Annotated in this window: 18 protein-coding genes; 2 read left to right on the forward strand and 16 right to left on the reverse strand. The window is 65.7% G+C overall.

The window, feature by feature from the left end; translation table 11 throughout:
• The 4 genes from DIE03_RS07125 to DIE03_RS07140 form a co-directional block, all read right to left on the reverse strand.
• On the reverse strand, positions 1–226 hold a 226-nt coding region (locus tag DIE03_RS07125), incomplete at its 3' end, for an electron transfer flavoprotein subunit beta/FixA family protein (RefSeq protein WP_409364413.1).
• 227 nt (positions 227–453) lie between these two features.
• Complete coding sequence (locus DIE03_RS07130; RefSeq protein WP_124448875.1) at positions 454–1,248, reverse strand: MetQ/NlpA family ABC transporter substrate-binding protein; 795 nt, start codon at positions 1,246–1,248, stop codon at positions 454–456.
• A gap of 29 nt (positions 1,249–1,277) precedes the next feature.
• Positions 1,278–1,931: a methionine ABC transporter permease gene (locus DIE03_RS07135; protein ID WP_006486982.1), complete on the reverse strand. Its 654-nt coding sequence runs from the start codon at positions 1,929–1,931 to the stop codon at positions 1,278–1,280.
• On the reverse strand, positions 1,921–2,955 hold the full coding sequence (locus tag DIE03_RS07140; protein WP_124448877.1) for a methionine ABC transporter ATP-binding protein: 1,035 nt from the start codon (positions 2,953–2,955) through the stop codon (positions 1,921–1,923). The genes DIE03_RS07135 and DIE03_RS07140 overlap by 11 nt, the downstream gene beginning before the upstream one ends.
• A 218-nt stretch (positions 2,956–3,173) precedes the next feature.
• On the opposite strand from DIE03_RS07140, the gene DIE03_RS07145 reads away from it, so the two are divergent.
• Entirely contained in the window at positions 3,174–4,094 is a 921-nt protein-coding gene (locus tag DIE03_RS07145) for an alpha/beta hydrolase (RefSeq protein ID WP_124448879.1), read from the forward strand.
• A gap of 30 nt (positions 4,095–4,124) precedes the next feature.
• Here the strand turns inward: DIE03_RS07145 and DIE03_RS07150 are convergent, their stop codons facing one another.
• The gene (locus DIE03_RS07150; RefSeq protein ID WP_011351344.1) at positions 4,125–5,048 is read right to left on the reverse strand and encodes a histone deacetylase family protein; all 924 of its coding nucleotides are present in this window, start codon (positions 5,046–5,048) and stop codon (positions 4,125–4,127) included.
• A 43-nt stretch (positions 5,049–5,091) separates the two neighbouring features.
• On the opposite strand from DIE03_RS07150, the gene mltB reads away from it, so the two are divergent.
• Positions 5,092–6,438, forward strand: coding sequence for a lytic murein transglycosylase B (gene mltB / locus DIE03_RS07155; protein ID WP_124448881.1), 1,347 nt, complete (start codon positions 5,092–5,094; stop codon positions 6,436–6,438).
• Positions 6,439–6,516: 78 nt separating this feature from the next.
• On the opposite strand, the gene cysM is transcribed toward mltB, so the two are convergent.
• From cysM to aroA, 11 genes are all read right to left on the reverse strand, one after another.
• A complete protein-coding gene (gene cysM / locus DIE03_RS07160) occupies positions 6,517–7,419 on the reverse strand; it encodes a cysteine synthase CysM (protein WP_124448883.1) in 903 nt (300 codons plus the stop codon).
• Positions 7,420–7,642: 223 nt separating this feature from the next.
• Positions 7,643–7,996: a helix-hairpin-helix domain-containing protein gene (locus DIE03_RS07165; RefSeq protein ID WP_124448885.1), complete on the reverse strand. Its 354-nt coding sequence runs from the start codon at positions 7,994–7,996 to the stop codon at positions 7,643–7,645.
• A gap of 74 nt (positions 7,997–8,070) precedes the next feature.
• Positions 8,071–9,063, reverse strand: a complete 993-nt coding sequence (gene rfaD / locus DIE03_RS07170; RefSeq protein ID WP_124448887.1) for an ADP-glyceromanno-heptose 6-epimerase — start codon at positions 9,061–9,063, stop codon at positions 8,071–8,073.
• 63 nt (positions 9,064–9,126) lie between these two features.
• The gene (gene rfaE1, locus DIE03_RS07175) at positions 9,127–10,077 is read right to left on the reverse strand and encodes a D-glycero-beta-D-manno-heptose-7-phosphate kinase (RefSeq protein WP_124448889.1); all 951 of its coding nucleotides are present in this window, start codon (positions 10,075–10,077) and stop codon (positions 9,127–9,129) included.
• Positions 10,078–10,084: 7 nt separating this feature from the next.
• Positions 10,085–11,485: a UDP-glucose/GDP-mannose dehydrogenase family protein gene (locus DIE03_RS07180; RefSeq protein WP_124448891.1), complete on the reverse strand. Its 1,401-nt coding sequence runs from the start codon at positions 11,483–11,485 to the stop codon at positions 10,085–10,087.
• A gap of 90 nt (positions 11,486–11,575) precedes the next feature.
• Positions 11,576–12,748: a lipopolysaccharide assembly protein LapB gene (gene lapB / locus DIE03_RS07185; RefSeq protein ID WP_124448893.1), complete on the reverse strand. Its 1,173-nt coding sequence runs from the start codon at positions 12,746–12,748 to the stop codon at positions 11,576–11,578.
• Positions 12,749–12,801: 53 nt separating this feature from the next.
• On the reverse strand, positions 12,802–13,095 hold the full coding sequence (locus DIE03_RS07190; protein WP_124448895.1) for a lipopolysaccharide assembly protein LapA domain-containing protein: 294 nt from the start codon (positions 13,093–13,095) through the stop codon (positions 12,802–12,804).
• 208 nt (positions 13,096–13,303) lie between these two features.
• Positions 13,304–13,627 (reverse strand): integration host factor subunit beta, encoded by a 324-nt coding sequence (locus tag DIE03_RS07195; RefSeq protein WP_006486894.1) that lies wholly within the window; start codon positions 13,625–13,627, stop codon positions 13,304–13,306.
• Between the two features lie 22 nt (positions 13,628–13,649).
• Positions 13,650–15,362 carry a 30S ribosomal protein S1 gene (gene rpsA / locus DIE03_RS07200; RefSeq protein WP_027788061.1) on the reverse strand — a complete coding sequence of 571 codons (1,713 nt, stop codon included), beginning with the start codon at positions 15,360–15,362 and terminating at the stop codon, positions 13,650–13,652.
• Between the two features lie 142 nt (positions 15,363–15,504).
• Entirely contained in the window at positions 15,505–16,191 is a 687-nt protein-coding gene (gene cmk / locus DIE03_RS07205) for a (d)CMP kinase (protein ID WP_124448897.1), read from the reverse strand.
• Positions 16,192–16,204: 13 nt separating this feature from the next.
• The gene (gene aroA, locus DIE03_RS07210; RefSeq protein WP_124448899.1) at positions 16,205–17,509 is read right to left on the reverse strand and encodes a 3-phosphoshikimate 1-carboxyvinyltransferase; all 1,305 of its coding nucleotides are present in this window, start codon (positions 17,507–17,509) and stop codon (positions 16,205–16,207) included.
• Positions 17,510–17,512 lie beyond the last annotated feature (3 nt).

The following is a 17,512-nucleotide window of genomic DNA, read 5'->3' on the forward strand; positions in this document are numbered from 1 at the left end:
GCGCCGTGCGCAGCGTTTCCTGCGCTTGCGTCACGCCCACCGACACCGCGATCACTTCGGTCGCGACGCCCGCTTCCTTCAGGCGCACGGCTTCTTCAACGGCGATCTCGTCGAACGGGTTCATCGACATCTTCACGTTCGCGATGTCGACACCCGTGTTGTCCGACTTCACGCGAACCTTCACGTTGTAATCGACCACTCTTTTCACTGGCACCAGGATTTTCATGCACACGCTCCAAAGTTACGAATACGACCAGAGGCCATTTTATAGCGAGGCCTCATGACTGCGCGGCCAAGCGGACCCAACCATCGTGGCTGTCGAGGATACCGCTTCTTGGCGACGCGCCAATGATAGCGAACGATCGTTCTATTTTAAAAGAGAAAAAACCCGGACGCAAAGCCCGGGTTTTCGATCATCGACTCTAATCCCGCCGGGCGCCCGTCCTCCGCCTGTTACCAGGCGGCGATGACCGCACCGCCGAACTTGCCTTCGATGAACTGCTTCACGTCGGCCGAATGATAGGCCGCGATCAGCTTCGCGACCCACGGCTTGTTGCGGTCCGCCTCGCGAATCGCGAGGATGTTCGCGTACGGGCCGTTCGGGCCCTCGATCGCGATCGCGTCCTGCTTCGGTTTCAACCCCGCTTCCATCGCATAGTTGGTGTTGATCGCGGCCGCGTCGACGTCGCCGAGCGAGCGCGGGATCTGCGCCGCATCGAGTTCGACGATCTTCAGCTTGCGCGGATTGTCGACGATATCGAGCGGCGTCGCCTTCAGCCCCACATCCGCGCGCAACTTCAGCAGGCCCTGTTTCTGCAGCAACAGCAACGCGCGACCGCCGTTGGTCGGATCGTTCGGCACCGCGACGCGTGCGCCCGGCTTCAGTTCGGCCAGCGACTTCACGCGCTTCGAATAGATGCCCATCGGGAACGTCACGGTATCCGCGACCTTGAGCAGCTTGTAGCCGCGATCCTTCACCTGCGCCTGCAGATACGGATCGTGCTGGTAGCTGTTCGCGTCGAGGTCGCCCGATGCGAGCGCGGCGTTCGGCTGCACGTAATCGGAGAATTCGACGATGCGGATCTCGAGACCATCCTTCGCCGCGACCCTCTTCACCACTTCCATGATCTGCGCGTGCGGGCCGCCCGTCACGCCCACCTTGATGGTTTCGGCCTGCGCGTGCGCGCCCGCGAACAGCGTAGCCGCACCGAGTGCCGCCACGAATTTCAGCATGAAGCGTCGTTGCATCGTGTCTCCCCTAACGGATCAGTTTCGACTTATTTGTGGCTCAGCCGGCGCACGAGCCAGTCGCCGAACGATTGCACGATCTGCACGAACACGATCAGGATCGCGACGACCGTCCACATCACTTCCGGCAGATAGCGCTGGTAACCGTAGCGGATCCCGAGATCGCCGAGCCCGCCGCCGCCGATCGCGCCCGCCATCGCCGAATAGCCGACCAGCGACACGAACGTGATCGTCAGGCCCGCGACGACGCCCGGCAGCGACTCGGGCAGCAGCACCTTGAACACGATCTGCGACGTGGTCGCACCCATCGATTGCGCGGCCTCGATCAGCCCGCGGTCGACTTCGCGCAATGCCGTCTCGACGAGACGCGCGATGAACGGCGCGGCCGCGAGCGTCAGCGGCACGACCGCCGCGGCCGTGCCGATCGACGAACCGGTGACGAGACGCGTGAACGGAATCACCGCGACCAGCAGGATGATGAACGGCGTCGAGCGGACGGCATTCACGATGCCGCCGAGCACGCGATTCACCGCGAGGTTCTGCAGCACGCCCTGGCGGTCGGTCAGGTACAGCAGCACGCCGAGCGGCAGGCCGACGAGCGCGCCAACCGCCCCGGAGATGCCGACCATGATCAGCGTCTCCCAGAACGACTGCACGAACATATCGAACATCTCACTCAACATACGAAAGCTCCTCTACCACCACACCTTGCTCGCGCAGGAACGCGAGCGCCTGTCCGACCTTGCCCGGCTCGCCGCCCGCGAGCACCGCGAGCGAACCGAATGCCTGCCCCTGGATCTCGTCGATCTGGCCGTGCAGGATGTTGAAATCGAGTTCGTACCGGCGGATCGTCTCCGACAGGATCGGCTGGTCGACACCCGAGCCGGTGAACGCGAGCCGCAGCAGATGCCCGCGCCCCGTCTTCAGCCGTTCGGCCACGCGCGCCTTCAGCGCGGGCGGCAGTTCCTGTGCGATCACGTCGCCGATCAGCGCGCGCGTCACTTCGTGATGCGGCTGCAGGAACACGTCGATCACGCGGCCTTCCTCGACCACGCGCCCGGCATCGAGCACCGCGACGCGATCGCAGACCTGCTTGATCACTTCCATCTGGTGCGTGATCAGCACGATCGTGAGGCCGAGCTCGCGATTGATGCGCTTCAGCAGATCGAGGATCGAACGCGTGGTTTCGGGATCGAGCGCGGACGTCGCTTCGTCCGACAGCAGCACCTTCGGCTGGCTCGCGAGCGCGCGCGCAATGCCGACGCGCTGCTTCTGCCCGCCGCTGATCTGCGACGGATAGCGATCCTTCTGCGCGGACAGCCCGACAAGGTCGAGCAGCGGCAGCACGGCAGCCTCGATCTCGGCACGGCTCGCGCCGGCCAGCTCGAGCGGCAGCGCGACGTTGTCGAACACCGTGCGCGACGACAGCAGGTTGAAGTGCTGGAAGATCATGCCGATCTCGCGGCGCGCCTCGCGCAGTGCGCCCGCCGGCAACAGCGTGAGATCGCGCCCGCCGACGACGACGTTGCCTTCGGTCGGCCGCGTGAGCAGGTTGATGGTGCGCACGAGCGTGCTCTTGCCGGCGCCGCTTCGGCCGATGATGCCGAACACCTCGCCCTGCGGGATCGTCAGGTTGACGTTGTGCAGCGCGTCGACCCAGCCGCCGGGGCCGGGGAAACGCTGCGAAAGATTGCGTAATTCGATCATGTAAACAGAACGGCGGCCGGCCGGCGAGTTGGCCCGCCAGTCGGCCGCCGATGCATCTGGAATAGCCGGCGATTTTACCGCAAACCCCTCATTCCCCTTAATAATCGATTTCGATCTTTTCATAACTACACGAAATTAGAGGAGCCCCGCTGGGCCGCCGCGCGCAGGCCGCGACTATGATCCGGAACACGTATGCCAACAAACAGGGGACACGCCAGATGACCGCCACCACCACGCCGGCCGCCGCGCCCGCCACCGCCGGCGCCGCGCCTTCGCCGCCGCCCGCACCGAAGATGGGCCGGCTGCGTACCGCGGACGGGCTCGAACTGGCGTCGTACCGCTGGCCTGCCGGCGACAGCACGGCGCCGCCCCGTGCGACGATCGCGCTCGTACACGGCCTCGCCGAACACGCGGGCCGCTATGCCGCGCTCGCCGGCCGGCTGAAAGCCGCCGGCATCGACGTGCTCGCGATCGACCTGCGCGGACATGGCCAGTCGCCCGGCAAGCGCGTCTGGGTCGAGCGTTTCGATGGATACCTGAACGATGCGGATGCGCTGGTCGCCGAAGCCGCGCGCGGCAATTCGCCGCTGTTCCTGATGGGGCACAGCATGGGCGGCGCGGTCGCGGCGCTCTACGCGATCGAGCGCGCGCCGGCCCGCGGCCATGCGCTGACGGGCCTCGTGCTGTCGAGCCCGGCGCTCGCGCCGGGGCGCGACGTGCCGCGCTGGATGCTCGCGGTCAGCCGCATCATCAGCCGCATATGGCCGACCTTCCCCGCGATCAGGATCGATGCGGCGCTGCTGTCGCGCGACCCGGCCATCGTCGCGGCCAATCGCGCCGATCCGCTCGTGCATCACGGCGCGGTGCCCGCGCGCACCGGTGCGGAGATTCTCGACGCGATGGCGCGCATCGAAACCGGCCGCGGCGCGCTGCGCGTGCCGGTGCTCGTCTATCACGGCACCGAGGACAAGCTGACCGAACCCGACGGCAGTCGCGCGTTCGGCGCGCGCGTCGGCTCGCCCGATCGGACGCTGACGCTATACGAAGGCGGTTTCCACGAAACGATGAACGATCTCGACCGCGATCGCGTGATCGACGCGCTGATCGCGTGGATTCACGCGCGCGTGCCGGCACGCTGAGCGCGCCCGGCACGGCCTGCCGGCCGGGAATCAGATCCCGGCCAGCACACGCAGGTGCGCGACGACGCTGCGCCCGAGCGCGGACAGGTTGTAGCCGCCCTCGAGACAGCTCACGATGCGGCCCTGCGCATGCCGGCGCGCCACGTCGACGATCTGCGCGGTCAGCCATTCGAAGTCGGCCTCGACGAGCCCGAGGTTGCCGATGTCGTCCTCGCGATGCGCATCGAAGCCGGCCGACACGAACAGCATCTGCGGCTTGAATGCGTCGAGGCGCGGCAGCCAGAACATGTCGACGGCTTCGCGAATCGCCATCCCGTTGCTGCGCGCGGGCATCGGCAGGTTGACCATGTTCGGCGCCTGGTGATCGACGCCCGAGAACGGGTACAGCGGATGCTGGAAGAAGCTGCACATCAGCACGCGCTCGTCGTTCGCGAACGCGGCCTCGGTGCCGTTGCCGTGGTGCACGTCGAAATCGATGATCGCGACACGCTCGAGACCGTGCACGTCGAGCGCATGCCGCGCGGCGATCGCGACGTTGTTGAAGAAGCAGAAGCCCATCGCACGTGCGGGCTCCGCATGGTGACCGGGCGGACGCACGCCGCAGAACGCATTCGCATAGCGGCCCTCGATCACCGCGTCGGTCGCCGCGATCGCGGCGCCGGCCGCGCGCAGTGCCGCGCGCCACGTGTCGCGATTCATCAGCGTATCGGGATCGATCTCGACGTAGCCGTCGACCGGCGTCATGCTCCGGATGTAGTCGATGTGCGCCTGCGTATGCACACGGCCCAGCGCGACCTCGCTCGCGAACGGCGCGGTTTCGTGCACGATCAGGTCATCGATGCGGCTCGCAATCAGCTGATCCTGGATCGCCGACAGGCGGGCCGGGCATTCCGGATGCCATTCCCCCATCTCGTGCAGCATGCAGTCGGGGTGCGTATAGAAAGCGGTTGCCATAAGCTGTCATCGGCGGCGCACGGTGCGCCGCAGGTCTCCATCAATGATGTCCGTCGTCTGCCGCGAATTCGCCGCTAACTTACCACAACGGTGGCCCGCCACGCCCCGGCGCGCGGGATCCGTCGGGTATACTGCGCCGAACACCATCGCCCTGTCCGCCCGCTTCGACATGAATTCCAGCAAGCCTGCCGCCCTCCTCTCCGCGCTGTTCCGTGTTCGCGTGCCGCTCGTCGCCGCCGCTGTCGTTGCGGCCCTCGGCACCGCGCCTGCCGGCGCGCAGACGCAGCCGGCGAAGCCCGCCGGCAAGCTCGTCGCTCAGGCCGAACCGCCGCAGCCGGCGCCGCAAGGCCAGACCTTCGAAGAGGAAATTGTTCCGCAACGTTATGCGAACAACGCGAAGGTCGACGCCTTCATCGACGACATGGTGAGCCGCAACGGCTTCGACGCCGCCAGCCTGCATGCGCTGTTCTCGCGCATCAGCTACTCGGCAACGGCCGTCAAGCTCGTGAAGCCGGCCGCGTCGCCGACGGTCAAGAACTGGCGCGTCTATCGCTCGCGCTTCATCGAGCCGATCCGCATCAACGCGGGCGTGAAGTTCTGGAAGGCGAACCAGGCAACGCTGCAGCGCGCGTCCGAACAGTTCGGCGTGCCGCCCGAGGTGATCGTCGGCATCATCGGCGTCGAGACGATCTATGGCCGCTACATGGGCAACTTCCGCGTGCTCGACGCGCTGACGACGCTCACGTTCGACTATCCGGACACGCCGAATCGCGACAGCCGCCAGGCCACGTTCCGCAAGAACCTCGAGGACTTCCTGGTCTGGACCCGCGACAACCAGCTCGACCCGACCACCGTGCTCGGCTCGTATACGGGCGCGATCGGGATCCCGCAGTTCCTGCCGAGCAGCATCCGCGAATATGCGGTCGACTTCGACGGTACGGGCCACGTCGATCTGCGCAGCAGTCCTGTCGATGCGATCGGCAGCGTCGCGAACTACCTGAAGCAGCACGGCTGGGAAACCGACCGGCCGGTGGTCTGGCAGATCACGCCCGATACGGGCAGCCTGGGCATCGCACAGGCTGCCGCCGACGGCCAGCCCGAACCGCACTGGGCGCTGTCGCAACTGATGCGCGCGGGCATGACGCTGAACGAGCCGACGGTCAACATCACGACTGAAGCCGGCACGCCGGTGACCGTGGTCGACCTGCCGTCGCCGGGGCGCGCGACCGAATACATGCTCGGCCTGAAGAATTTCTATGTGCTGACGCGCTACAACCGCAGCTTCTTCTACGCGCTCACCGTGTACCAGCTCGGCGAAGCCGTGAAGGCGCAGATGGAGGCGAGCGGCGCGCTGAAGCCGGCCGCCACCGACGACGCGCAATCGCAGTAGGATCTGCCCGCCCAAAGAAAAAGCGCCGCACAAGCGGCGCTTTTTTATTGCTGGCGCGCTGCGCACGCCAACCCGTGTTCAGGCGGGGAACACGCCCGTGGACAGATAGCGGTCGCCGCGATCGCAGACGATGAACACGATCGTCGCGTTCTCGACCTGACGCGCGATGCGCATCGCGACTTCGCACGCGCCGCCCGACGAAATGCCCGCGAAGATGCCTTCGACTGCCGCCAGCCGGCGCGTCATCGTTTCCGACGCAGCCTGGCTCACGCTCTCGACACGGTCGACGCGGCTGCGATCGAAGATCGTCGGCATGTACGCTTCCGGCCACTTGCGGATGCCCGGAATGCGCGAGCCGTCTTCCGGCTGCGCACCGATGATCTCGATCGCCGGATTCTGTTCCTTCAGATAGCGCGACGTGCCCATGATCGTGCCCGTCGTGCCCATGGCCGACACGAAGTGCGTGATGCGCCCTTCGGTATCGCGCCAGATCTCCGGCCCCGTCGCTTCGTAGTGCGCAACGGGATTATCAGGGTTCGCGAACTGGTCGAGGATCACGCCCTTGCCTTCGCGCTGCATCTCGTCCGCGAGGTCGCGCGCCAGCTCCATCCCGCCCTTCACCGGCGTCAGGATGATTTCCGCGCCGTAGGCGGCCATGCTCTGGCGGCGCTCGACCGACAGGTCCTCCGGCATGATCAGCACCATCTTGTAGCCGCGGATCGCTGCTGCCATCGCGAGTGCGATGCCCGTATTGCCGCTCGTCGCCTCGATCAGCGTATCGCCGGGCTTGATGCGACCGCGCGCCTCGGCCTTGCTGATCATCGACAGCGCCGGGCGATCCTTCACGGAACCGGCCGGGTTGTTGCCTTCGAGCTTCGCAAGCACCACGTTGTTGCGCGCGCGAATTTCGTCGTCCGGCAAGCGGACCAGTTGCACGAGCGGCGTATTGCCGATCGTGTCTTCGATAGTTTTGTAAGCCATGGATATACCGTCAGTACGAGGCCGATCAATCGATCGATTGTAAACCAGCACCGCCACTCGCGCCGGCAATCCCATGACGACGATGGAATACACATGCCGCGCGAAACGTGATCGCCGCCTGCATCGCACGCGCCGCCGCCACGCAAAAAACCCGCGGCATGCCGCGGGAAGCCGTCATGACGACGGCGACTGAAGGAGCTCGTTGTCGGTCGCGCGCGACGCGTTACTTCTGTGCGGTGCGGGCAGGCGCAGCGGCAGGCTTGGCTGCCGCCGGCTTGCCCGCGGCAGGCAGCACCGCAGCCGGGCCGGCTGCGCCCGCCGCGCCAATCGTCAGCCCTTCCTGCTGAAGCCGCTCGACGGTATGCCCGCCCATGCCTTTCACGCGCGCGGCGAGATCTTCCGCATTCCTGAACGGACCGCGCGTGCCGCGTTCATCGAGGATCGCCTTCGCCCGTGCCGGACCGATGCCCTTGATGCCGACGAGCGCGTCCTCGCTCGCGGTGTTGACATCGACGGCCGCCCAGGCCGACGCGACTGCGCCGAGCATGACCGCTGCGGCAAACCATTTCCTGATCATGTGCTGGATCTCCGAAGAAAAACGGCCGGCGGCTGCCGACCGTGAGACCCAGTCTAGCGGCGCAACGCTTGCGTTTAAACCTGGCCGGATAGCCAACGGACGTAGCGGTCGACGCCTTCCTGCACGGTCAGGAACGGTGCGTCGTAGCCGGCTGCGCGCAGCTTCGTCTGGTCGGCCTGCGTGAAGCACTGGTACTTGCCGCGCAATGCATCGGGGAACGGCACGTATTCGATCAGCCCCTGCTCGACCTGCTGCGCGAGCGTCAGCGGCGGCTGGTTGTCGAGCGCGCGCAGCGTATTCACGACCGTCGACGCGATATCGTTGAACGGCTGCGCCCGGCCCGTGCCGAGGTTGAAGATGCCCGACTTCTCCGGATGATCGAAGAAGAACAGGTTCACCTTCGTCACGTCCTCGACCGACACGAAGTCGCGCGTCTGCTCGCCGGGCGCATAGCCGTTGTACTCGCCGAACAGCTTGACCTTGCCTTCCGCGCGGAACTGGTTGAAGTTGTGGAACGCGACCGACGCCATGCGCCCCTTGTGCGTCTCGCGCGGGCCGTATACGTTGAAATAGCGGAAGCCGGCGATCTGGCTCTTCGCGGTCGGCAGCACGCGACGGATCACCTGGTCGAACAGGAACTTCGAGTAGCCGTACACGTTCAGCGGCGCCTCGACGTCACGCTCCTCGACGAAACGCGTCGAGCCGCCGTAGATTGCGGCCGACGATGCATACAGGAACTGCGTGCCCTGCGCGAGGCAGGTATCGAGCACCGCGCGGCTGTAGCGGAAGTTGTTGTCCATCATGTAGCGGCCGTCGGTTTCCATCGTGTCCGAACAGGCGCCTTCGTGGAACACCGCGCGCACCTTGCCGAAGTCGCCGCGTGCGAAGCGTTCGACGAATTCCGTCTTGTCGAGATAGTCGTCGATCTCGCAATCGACGAGATTCCGGAACTTGTCCGCGCGCGTCAGGTTGTCGACCGCGATGATGCGCGACTCGCCGCGCTCGTTGAGCGCCTTGACGATGTTCGCGCCGATAAAACCGGCCGCGCCGGTGACGATGAGGGTCATGATCGTCCTGCCTGAAAAGTGCGAGCCACTCGTGCGACGCGCTCGTCGCGCCGCCGAATGCGCTCAGTGAAACAGTTCGTCGTAGTCCACCGTGGCCGTGCCGAGCTTGCCGACCACGATGCCTGCCGCGCGATTCGCGAGCACGACCGCGTCGACGAGCGGCACGCCGGCGCCGAGCATCGTCGCGACCGTCGCGATCACGGTATCGCCCGCGCCCGACACGTCGAACACTTCGCGTGCGAGCGCCGGCGCATGCAGTTCGCCGCTGGCGGAAAAGAGCGTCATCCCCTCTTCCGAGCGCGTGAGCAGCAGCGCGTCGATGCCGAGCTCCGCACGCAGGTTCGCGACGCGCGCGCGCAGATCGTCTTCCGACTTCCACTGGCCGACCACTTCGCGCAATTCCGCGCGGTTCGGCGTGATCAGCGACGCGCCGCGATAGCGCGCCCAGTCGTCGCCCTTCGGGTCGACGAGCACCGACTTGCCGGCCGCACGCGCCTTCTCGATCATCGTCGTGACGTGCGTCAGGCCGCCTTTCGCGTAATCCGACATCAGCACGACGTCGTGCTGCGGCAGCAGTGCGTCGAAGCGTGCGAGCCCCGCGAGCAGCACCTCGTGCGTCGGCATCGCCTCGAAGTCGACGCGCAGCAGTTGCTGCTGGCGCGCGAGCACGCGCAGCTTGATCGTGGTCGGCAGCGCCGGGTCGCGCTCGAGATGCGGCGTCACGCCGCTGCTGGCGAGCAGCTCGACGATGCGCTCGCCGGGCTCGTCGCACCCGACGACACACAGCAACCCGGCCTGGCCGCCGAGCGTCACGGCATTGCGCGCGACGTTGGCCGCGCCGCCGAGCCGCTCCTCCTGACGCTGCACGTGCACGACCGGCACCGGCGCTTCAGGCGAAATGCGATCGACGTTGCCGAACCAGTAACGGTCGAGCATCACGTCGCCGACGACGAGCACGCGCGAGCGCGCGAGCTGCGCGCGCGGCACCGGAACGATTTCGCGAAGAGTATTCATCGTGTGGTCAGCCACGGGAAGACGACTGGGGATCGACATACGGCCGGCCGATCGCGTAGTAGTCGATGCCCAGTTCGGCCATCGCGTCCGGCTCGTACAGGTTGCGCCCGTCGAAGATCACCGGCGCCTTCAGTTCAGCCTTCAGGCGCGTGAAATCGGGGCTCCGGAATTCCTTCCACTCGGTCACGATCACGAGTGCGTCCGCGCCCGTCACGGCGACGTCCTGCGTCTCGACGAGATGCAGCCGCGCCAGCGCGTCGGCATCGTTGCCGAAATCCAGCTCGAACACGCGCCGTGCTTCGTCGACCGCGACCGGATCGTACGCGCGCACGGTCGCGCCGCGTTCGAGCAGCGCAGCGATCAGGCGGCGGCTCGGCGCCTCGCGCATGTCGTCGGTGTTCGGCTTGAACGCCAGGCCCCAGACCGCGAACTCGCGGCCCGTCAGGTCGGCGCCGAAGCGCTGCTCGATCTTGCCGATCAACACGTCCTTCTGCGCATGGTTGGCGGCCTCGACGGCCTCCAGGATGCGCAGCGGCTGGCCGTTCTCGCCGGCGGTGCGGATCAGCGCCTGGACGTCCTTCGGGAAGCACGAGCCGCCGTAGCCGACGCCGGCGTACAGGAAGTGATAGCCGATGCGCGGATCGGAACCGATCCCGCGGCGCACGGCCTCGATGTCGGCGCCGACCTTGTCGGCGAGATTCGACATCTCGTTCATGAACGAGATGCGCGTCGCGAGCATCGCGTTCGCCGCGTACTTCGCGAATTCGGCCGAACGCACGTCCATGTAGATCGTGCGCTCGTGGTTGCGGTTGAACGGCGCGTAGAGCTTTTTCATCTTCTCGCGCGCGATCGTGCCGGTCTCGTCGTCGTCGACGCCGATGATGATCCGGTCCGGGCGCATGAAGTCCTCGACCGCGGCGCCTTCCTTCAGGAATTCCGGGTTCGACACGACCGAGAAGCGATGCGCGACGCTGCCCGCGAGCCCGCGTGCGGCAAGCGCCTCGTCGACCACGCCGCATACGCGCCGCGCAGTCCCGACCGGCACCGTCGACTTGTCGACGATCACCTTGAAGCCCGTCATGTAGCGGCCGATGTTGCGTGCGGCCTCGAGCACGTACTGCAGGTCGGCCGAGCCGTCCTCGTCGGGCGGCGTACCGACCGCAATGAACTGGATCTCGCCGTGCGCGACGCTCGCCTCGATGTCGGTCGAGAAGCGCAGGCGCCCCGCCGCGCGGTTGCGCGCGATGATGTCCAGCAGCCCCGGTTCGTGAATCGGCATCCCGCCGTTGTTCAGGATGTCGATCTTGCGCGGATCGACGTCGAGGCAGAAGACGTCGTGGCCGATCTCCGCGAGGCAGGCGCCCGTGACGAGACCGACATAGCCGGTGCCGATGATGGTGATTTTCATAGATGTTCCGGTACTTCCCGGTAATAGACTAACTTGGCCGCCGGGACGAGCCCGGCGGCGACCGCAGCGCGTTGGCTCCGCGTACCGGGATCAGCCCGGCATCGCAGGTTCGACGCGGCGCGGCGCATAGGTTTCCCAGCCGCTGCATCCGGGGCACTGCCAGTAAAAGAGCCGTGCCCGGAAACCGCAATTCTGGCACGTATACCGTGGCAGGTTTTTGGTGCGCTGCTTGATCAGCGCACGCATCATTTCAAGTTCCTTACGGCGCGGTTCGTCGGCCGCGGCGATCTGCGCATCGAGCAGGTGCAGCATCCCGGACAGGTTCGGCGACTTCTCCATCTGCATGCGCGCGAGCGTGTGCGCCGCCTCCTGGCCGCGCAACCCGGCGATGTGCTGATACGCGATGTCGAGCAGGTCGTTCGACGGATAGCGGTCGACATACCCCATCAGCAGCTCGGCGCCTTCGGCGTTCTTGCCGAGCGCGACATACGCCTTCATCAGCTTGTCGGCGACGAGCGGCAGGTACGCCGGATTCTGCGCTTCGACGCGCTTCCAGTGCTCGATCGCGGCTGCGTGGTCGCCCGCCGCCTCCGCTGCGTCGCCGGACAGCACCGTCGCACGCACGTTCTGCGGGTTCACGGTCAATGCCAGGCGCAACTGTTCGGCTGCCGCAGCCGCGTTCTTGCGCTGCAGCGCTTCCTGCGCGAGTTCGCAGTGGAACTGCGCGATCTCGACACCGAGCGGCTTGTCGCTCATCGATTCGATGCGCTTCGCGGTATCGATCGACTTGTTCCAGTCCTTCTCGATCTCGTAGATCGTCAGCAGCGCCCGCTGCGCACCAAGCGCGTAGTCGCCGTCGGCGAGCTTGTGGAACGCCTCCTCGGCGCGATCGAGCAGGCCGGCCTTCAGGAAATCCTGGCCGAGCTCGTACAACGCGTGGTCACGCTCGTTGACCGGCAGGTCCGTGCGGCTCAGCAGGTTCTGGTGCACGCGGATCGCGCGGTCGGTCTCGCCGCGGCGGCGGAACAGGTTGCCGAGCGCGAAGTGCAGCTCGACCGTCTCGGGATCGAGCTTGGCGACCTCGATGAACGCGTCGATCGCCTTGTCGGGTTGTTCGTTCAACAGAAAATTCAGGCCGCGGAAATACGAGCGCGGCAGGTTGGCACTCTCCGACAGGAGATTCTTCAGGTCATAGCGTGACGCCGCCCAACCGAGCGCGAACGCGACCGGAATCGCGAGCAACCACCAGAAATCCAGATCCATGCGAAATATCGAAGCAGAGACGAAAACCGCGCGATGATCGCGCGGCGTCCGTGTTAAATGACGGGCGGCATCGGCGGCTGGTCGATGACGGCGGGCGTTTCGCGCACCGCACGCAGATCGCGCTTCAGGCGCCCGTTCTCGAGACGCAGGCGGAAGATCGAAGGCAGCGCGGACAGCAGGCCCGCCAGCAGCCCCACGGCGAAGAACGCCAGGCCGATCAGGATCAGCGGCGCTTGCCATGCGTAGCCGGCAACGAAATTCAGCGTCGCGGTTTGCGTATTGGCCAGCGCGAGCACCAGCAGCAGGACGAACACCAATACCCGGATCAGCCAGACGATAAACTTCATGAAGCCCTCTCTTTGTTGAGGTTTGCTGCGGCGCGCGACTCCCCTTCGTCGCACCGAATCGACCCGTATTGTAAAGGAAGCGTTTCCGCGGCTGCGCACATCCTGCGCCAGCCGTTGCGCCGCCGCCGCCGGAAATGAAAAAAGCGCCCCAAGGGGCGCTTTTCTTTTCAGCCTTCGCCGGACGGGTTCCGGGCAGTCCGAACGACGCTCAACGCTCGTCGTCCGGATCGTCAGCCTTCAGCGGTTCACCGGCGCGGCCGTCGACGCGTTCACGCAATTCCTTACCAGGCTTGAAATGCGGCACGAACTTCTCGGGCACCTGCACTTTCTCCCCTGACTTCGGGTTGCGTCCGACGCGCGCCGGGCGACGGTTGAGGCCGAAGCTGCCGAAACCCCGAATTTCGATGCGATGCCCTTTCGCCAGGGCATCAGACATCGCATCGAGCATCGTCTTCACCGCGAAATCCGCATCCTTGAGGACAAGTTGCGGAAATCGCGATGCCAGCTGCGCGACCAACTCGGATTTGGTCATACTTCAGCAGACCTCGTGAGGCTTACTGGTTCTGGCCGTCGAGCTTCGCCTTCAGCAGCGCGCCGAGGTTGGTCGTACCGGTCGCAGCGGCGCTCGTGTCCGACTGCAGGCCGCGGATCGCTTCCTGTTGTTCAGCCGAATCCTTCGCCTTGATCGACAGGTTGATGCCGCGCGACTTGCGATCGATGTTGATCACCATCGCGTTGACCTTGTCGCCTTCCTTCAGCACGTTGCGTGCATCTTCGACGCGATCCTGCGAGATTTCCGACGCACGCAGGTAGCCTTCAATGTCGCCCGTCAGCGTGACGACCGCACCCTTCGCATCGACCGTCTTCACGACGCCGTCGACGATCGAGCCCTTGTCGTTCATTGCAACGTAGTTGCTGAACGGGTCGCCTTCGAGCTGCTTGATGCCGAGCGAAATACGCTCCTTCTCGACGTCGATACCGAGCACGATCGCTTCGACTTCGTCGCCCTTCTTGTACTTGCGAACGGCTTCTTCGCCGGCTTCGCTCCACGACAGGTCCGACAGGTGGACCAGACCGTCGATGCCGCCCGGCAGACCGATGAACACGCCGAAGTCGGTGATCGACTTGATTGCGCCCGTGATCTTGTCGCCCTTCTTGAAGTTGCGGCTGAAGTCATCCCACGGATTCGGCTTGCACTGCTTCATGCCGAGGCTGATACGACGGCGGTCTTCGTCGATCTCGAGGACCATGACTTCGACTTCGTCGCCCAGCTGGACAACCTTCGACGGTGCAACGTTCTTGTTGGTCCAGTCCATTTCCGACACGTGGACGAGGCCTTCGATGCCCGATTCCACTTCGACGAATGCGCCGTAGTCGGTGATGTTCGTGACCTTGCCGAACAGGCGCGTGCCCGACGGGTAACGGCGCGAGATGCCTTCCCACGGATCGTCGCCCAGTTGCTTGATGCCCAGCGAGACGCGGTTCTTCTCTTGGTCGAACTTGAGGATCTTCGCGGTGACTTCCTGGCCAACCGACAGGACTTCGCTCGGGTGACGCACACGACGCCATGCGATGTCGGTGATGTGCAGCAGGCCGTCGATGCCGCCGAGGTCGACGAACGCGCCGTAGTCGGTGATGTTCTTGACCACGCCGTTGACGATCGCGCCTTCCTTCAGCGTCTCGAGCAGCTTCGCGCGCTCTTCGCCTTGCGTTGCTTCGATCACTGCACGACGCGACAGCACGACGTTGTTACGCTTGCGATCGAGCTTGATCACGCGGAACTCGAGCGTCTTGCCTTCGTACGGGGTCGTGTCCTTGACCGGACGCGTGTCGACCAGCGAACCCGGCAGGAACGCGCGGATGCCGTTGACCATCACGGTCATGCCGCCCTTCACCTTGCCGGTGATGGTGCCGGTGACGAGTTCGTTGTTGTCGAGGGCCTTTTCCAGCGACAGCCACGATGCAAGGCGCTTCGCCTTGTCGCGCGACAGGATCGTGTCGCCGTAGCCGTTTTCGAGTGCGTCGATCGCGACGGACACGAAATCGCCCGACTGCACCTCAACCTCGCCCTGATCGTTCAGGAATTCCTCGATCGGAATGTAAGCCTCGGACTTCAGGCCTGCATTGACGACCACGAAGTTGTGGTCGACGCGCACGACTTCGGCGGAAATCACTTCGCCGGCGCGCATGTCTTGGCGGGTCAGCGACTCTTCGAACAGAGCCGCAAAGGATTCGGTATTCGGGGTGGAGGTTTGCAGGTCGGACATAAAAATCTGATTGTGCATGGATCGCTGTGCCACGCCGGCCGGAATGGCAGGCTGAAAGGGCCAGATCGACTACCACACGGGGTTAAGGGTTCGAAACACGCTCCGCGCTTGCAACGCCGAGCACCTACCGCTGCCCGCCTTCTCAGGCGGGCTGGCCGAGCGCCCGGTACCACTGCAGCACTTGATCGACGGCTTCATCGACCGACAGTGCCGACGTATCGAGCAGCTTGGCATCTGCTGCAGGCTTCAGCGGCGCGGCTGCGCGATTGCTGTCGCGCGCGTCACGTTCACGAAGATCCCGGAGCAAGTCATCTATATTAGCAGAAAAACCTTTTTGCATCAATTGCTTATGCCGCCTGGCCGCGCGCGCCTCGGCGCTGGCCGTCAGGAACACCTTCAGCACGGCGTCCGGGAAGATCACCGTGCCCATGTCGCGCCCGTCTGCGACGAGGCCCGGCGTCTTGCGGAACGCGCGCTGGCGCGCGACGAGCGCGGTGCGCACGGGCCCGTGCACGGCAATGGCCGACGCGCGGTTGCCGACCGCTTCGGCGCGGATGTCGTTCGACACGTCGACGCCGTCCAGCTGCGCACAGCCCTCACGGAACGTGATGTGAAGATCGTCGATCAGCTTCACCAGCGCGTCGATGTCTTCCGCCGCGATGCCGTAGCGCACGCTCGCGAGTGCGGCCAGCCGGTACAGCGCGCCGCTGTCGAGCAGGTGGAAGCCAAGGTTCGCGGCGACGAGCGCCGCGACGGTGCCCTTGCCGGAGGCAGTCGGGCCGTCGATCGTGATGACGGGAGTTGGGTGAAAGGGTCGGGTCGATTTCATCGGAACAGTCGGGTCAGGCTTTGGCGAGCGCGGCGAAGCGGTCGAAATAGTCGGGGAACGTCTTGCCGACGCACTTCGGATCGTTGATCCGCACGGGCACGCCGCCCAGGCTGACGAGCGAGAAGCACATCGCCATCCGGTGATCGTCGTACGTATCGATCGCCGCGTTCGGCGTGAGCTTTTCCGGCGGCGTGACGACGAGATAGTCGGGGCCTTCCTCGACGATCGCGCCGACCTTGCGCAGCTCGGTCGCCATCGCGGCGATGCGGTCGGTCTCCTTCACGCGCCAGCTCGCGATGTTGCGCAGCGTGCTCGTGCCGTTCGCGAACAGCGCCGCGACCGCGATGGTCATCGCCGCATCGGGAATCAGGTTGAAATCCATGTCGATCGGCTCGAGCTTGCCGTGGTCGTGGCCGATGCCGCGCACGTCGATCCAGTCGTCGCCCATCGTCACGTTCGCGCCCATCTGCATCAGCGCGTTCGCGAAGCCGACGTCGCCCTGGATGCTCGCGCGCCCCACGCCCTCGACCCGCAGCGGGCCGCCGCCGAGCGCACCGGCCGCGAGGAAGTACGATGCGGACGACGCGTCGCCCTCGACCATGATCCGCCCCGGCGAGCGGTAGCGAACGCCTGCCGGCACGACGAAGCGCTGCCAGCCGTCGCGCTCGACGGTCACGCCGAAGCGCTCCATCAGCCGGATCGTGATGTCGATGTATGGCTTCGAGATCAGCTCGCCGTCGACCTCGACGACGATCCGGCCGTCCTTCGCCTTCAAGAGCGGCAGCGTCATCAGGAGCGCCGTGAGGAACTGGCTCGACACGTCGCCGCGCACGCGGATCGGTGCATCGACCGAGATCGTCGCGGGCTTGATGCGCAGCGGCGGAAAGCCTTCGTTCAGCTCGTAGTCGATCTGCGCGCCGATCTGGCGCAGGCCGTCGACGAGATCGCCGATCGGCCGCTCGTGCATGCGCGGCACGCCGTGCACGCGATAATCGCCGCCGTTCACCGCAAGCGCGGCGGTCAGCGGCCGCACGGCCGTGCCCGCGTTGCCGAGGAACAGGTCGGCCGTCTTCGCGGTGAACGCGCCGCGCGTGCCCGTCACGACACAGGTGTCGCCGTCGCGCGCGAGCTTCACGCCGAGCTTGCCGAGTGCATCGAGCATCACGCGCGTGTCGTCGGAGTCGAGCAGGTTGGTGATCGTCGTTTCGCCTTCGGCCAGCGCGGCGAGCAGCAGCACGCGGTTCGAAATGCTTTTGGAACCGGGCAGGCGCACGGTGCCCGATGCGCTGGAGTACGGGCCGAGATCGAGATAGTCCATGGG

It is taken from the genome of Burkholderia sp. Bp8992 (assembly GCF_003853705.1).
GTDB lineage: Bacteria > Pseudomonadota > Gammaproteobacteria > Burkholderiales > Burkholderiaceae > Burkholderia.

What these genes read in the sequence shown, in the direction of transcription:
- DIE03_RS07130 (WP_124448875.1), bottom strand. Translation starts at nt 1,248, where the DNA reads ATGCAACGACGCTTCATGCTGAAATTCGTGGCGGCACTCGGTGCGGCT.
- DIE03_RS07135 (WP_006486982.1), bottom strand. Translation starts at nt 1,931, where the DNA reads ATGTTGAGTGAGATGTTCGATATGTTCGTGCAGTCGTTCTGGGAGACG.
- DIE03_RS07140 (WP_124448877.1), bottom strand. Translation starts at nt 2,955, where the DNA reads ATGATCGAATTACGCAATCTTTCGCAGCGTTTCCCCGGCCCCGGCGGC.
- DIE03_RS07145 (WP_124448879.1), top strand. Translation starts at nt 3,174, where the DNA reads ATGACCGCCACCACCACGCCGGCCGCCGCGCCCGCCACCGCCGGCGCC.
- DIE03_RS07150 (WP_011351344.1), bottom strand. Translation starts at nt 5,048, where the DNA reads ATGGCAACCGCTTTCTATACGCACCCCGACTGCATGCTGCACGAGATG.
- mltB (WP_124448881.1), top strand. Translation starts at nt 5,092, where the DNA reads ATGATGTCCGTCGTCTGCCGCGAATTCGCCGCTAACTTACCACAACGG.
- cysM (WP_124448883.1), bottom strand. Translation starts at nt 7,419, where the DNA reads ATGGCTTACAAAACTATCGAAGACACGATCGGCAATACGCCGCTCGTG.
- DIE03_RS07165 (WP_124448885.1), bottom strand. Translation starts at nt 7,996, where the DNA reads ATGATCAGGAAATGGTTTGCCGCAGCGGTCATGCTCGGCGCAGTCGCG.
- rfaD (WP_124448887.1), bottom strand. Translation starts at nt 9,063, where the DNA reads ATGACCCTCATCGTCACCGGCGCGGCCGGTTTTATCGGCGCGAACATC.
- rfaE1 (WP_124448889.1), bottom strand. Translation starts at nt 10,077, where the DNA reads ATGAATACTCTTCGCGAAATCGTTCCGGTGCCGCGCGCGCAGCTCGCG.
- DIE03_RS07180 (WP_124448891.1), bottom strand. Translation starts at nt 11,485, where the DNA reads ATGAAAATCACCATCATCGGCACCGGCTATGTCGGTCTCGTCACGGGC.
- lapB (WP_124448893.1), bottom strand. Translation starts at nt 12,748, where the DNA reads ATGGATCTGGATTTCTGGTGGTTGCTCGCGATTCCGGTCGCGTTCGCG.
- DIE03_RS07190 (WP_124448895.1), bottom strand. Translation starts at nt 13,095, where the DNA reads ATGAAGTTTATCGTCTGGCTGATCCGGGTATTGGTGTTCGTCCTGCTG.
- DIE03_RS07195 (WP_006486894.1), bottom strand. Translation starts at nt 13,627, where the DNA reads ATGACCAAATCCGAGTTGGTCGCGCAGCTGGCATCGCGATTTCCGCAA.
- rpsA (WP_027788061.1), bottom strand. Translation starts at nt 15,362, where the DNA reads ATGTCCGACCTGCAAACCTCCACCCCGAATACCGAATCCTTTGCGGCT.
- cmk (WP_124448897.1), bottom strand. Translation starts at nt 16,191, where the DNA reads ATGAAATCGACCCGACCCTTTCACCCAACTCCCGTCATCACGATCGAC.
- aroA (WP_124448899.1), bottom strand. Translation starts at nt 17,509, where the DNA reads ATGGACTATCTCGATCTCGGCCCGTACTCCAGCGCATCGGGCACCGTG.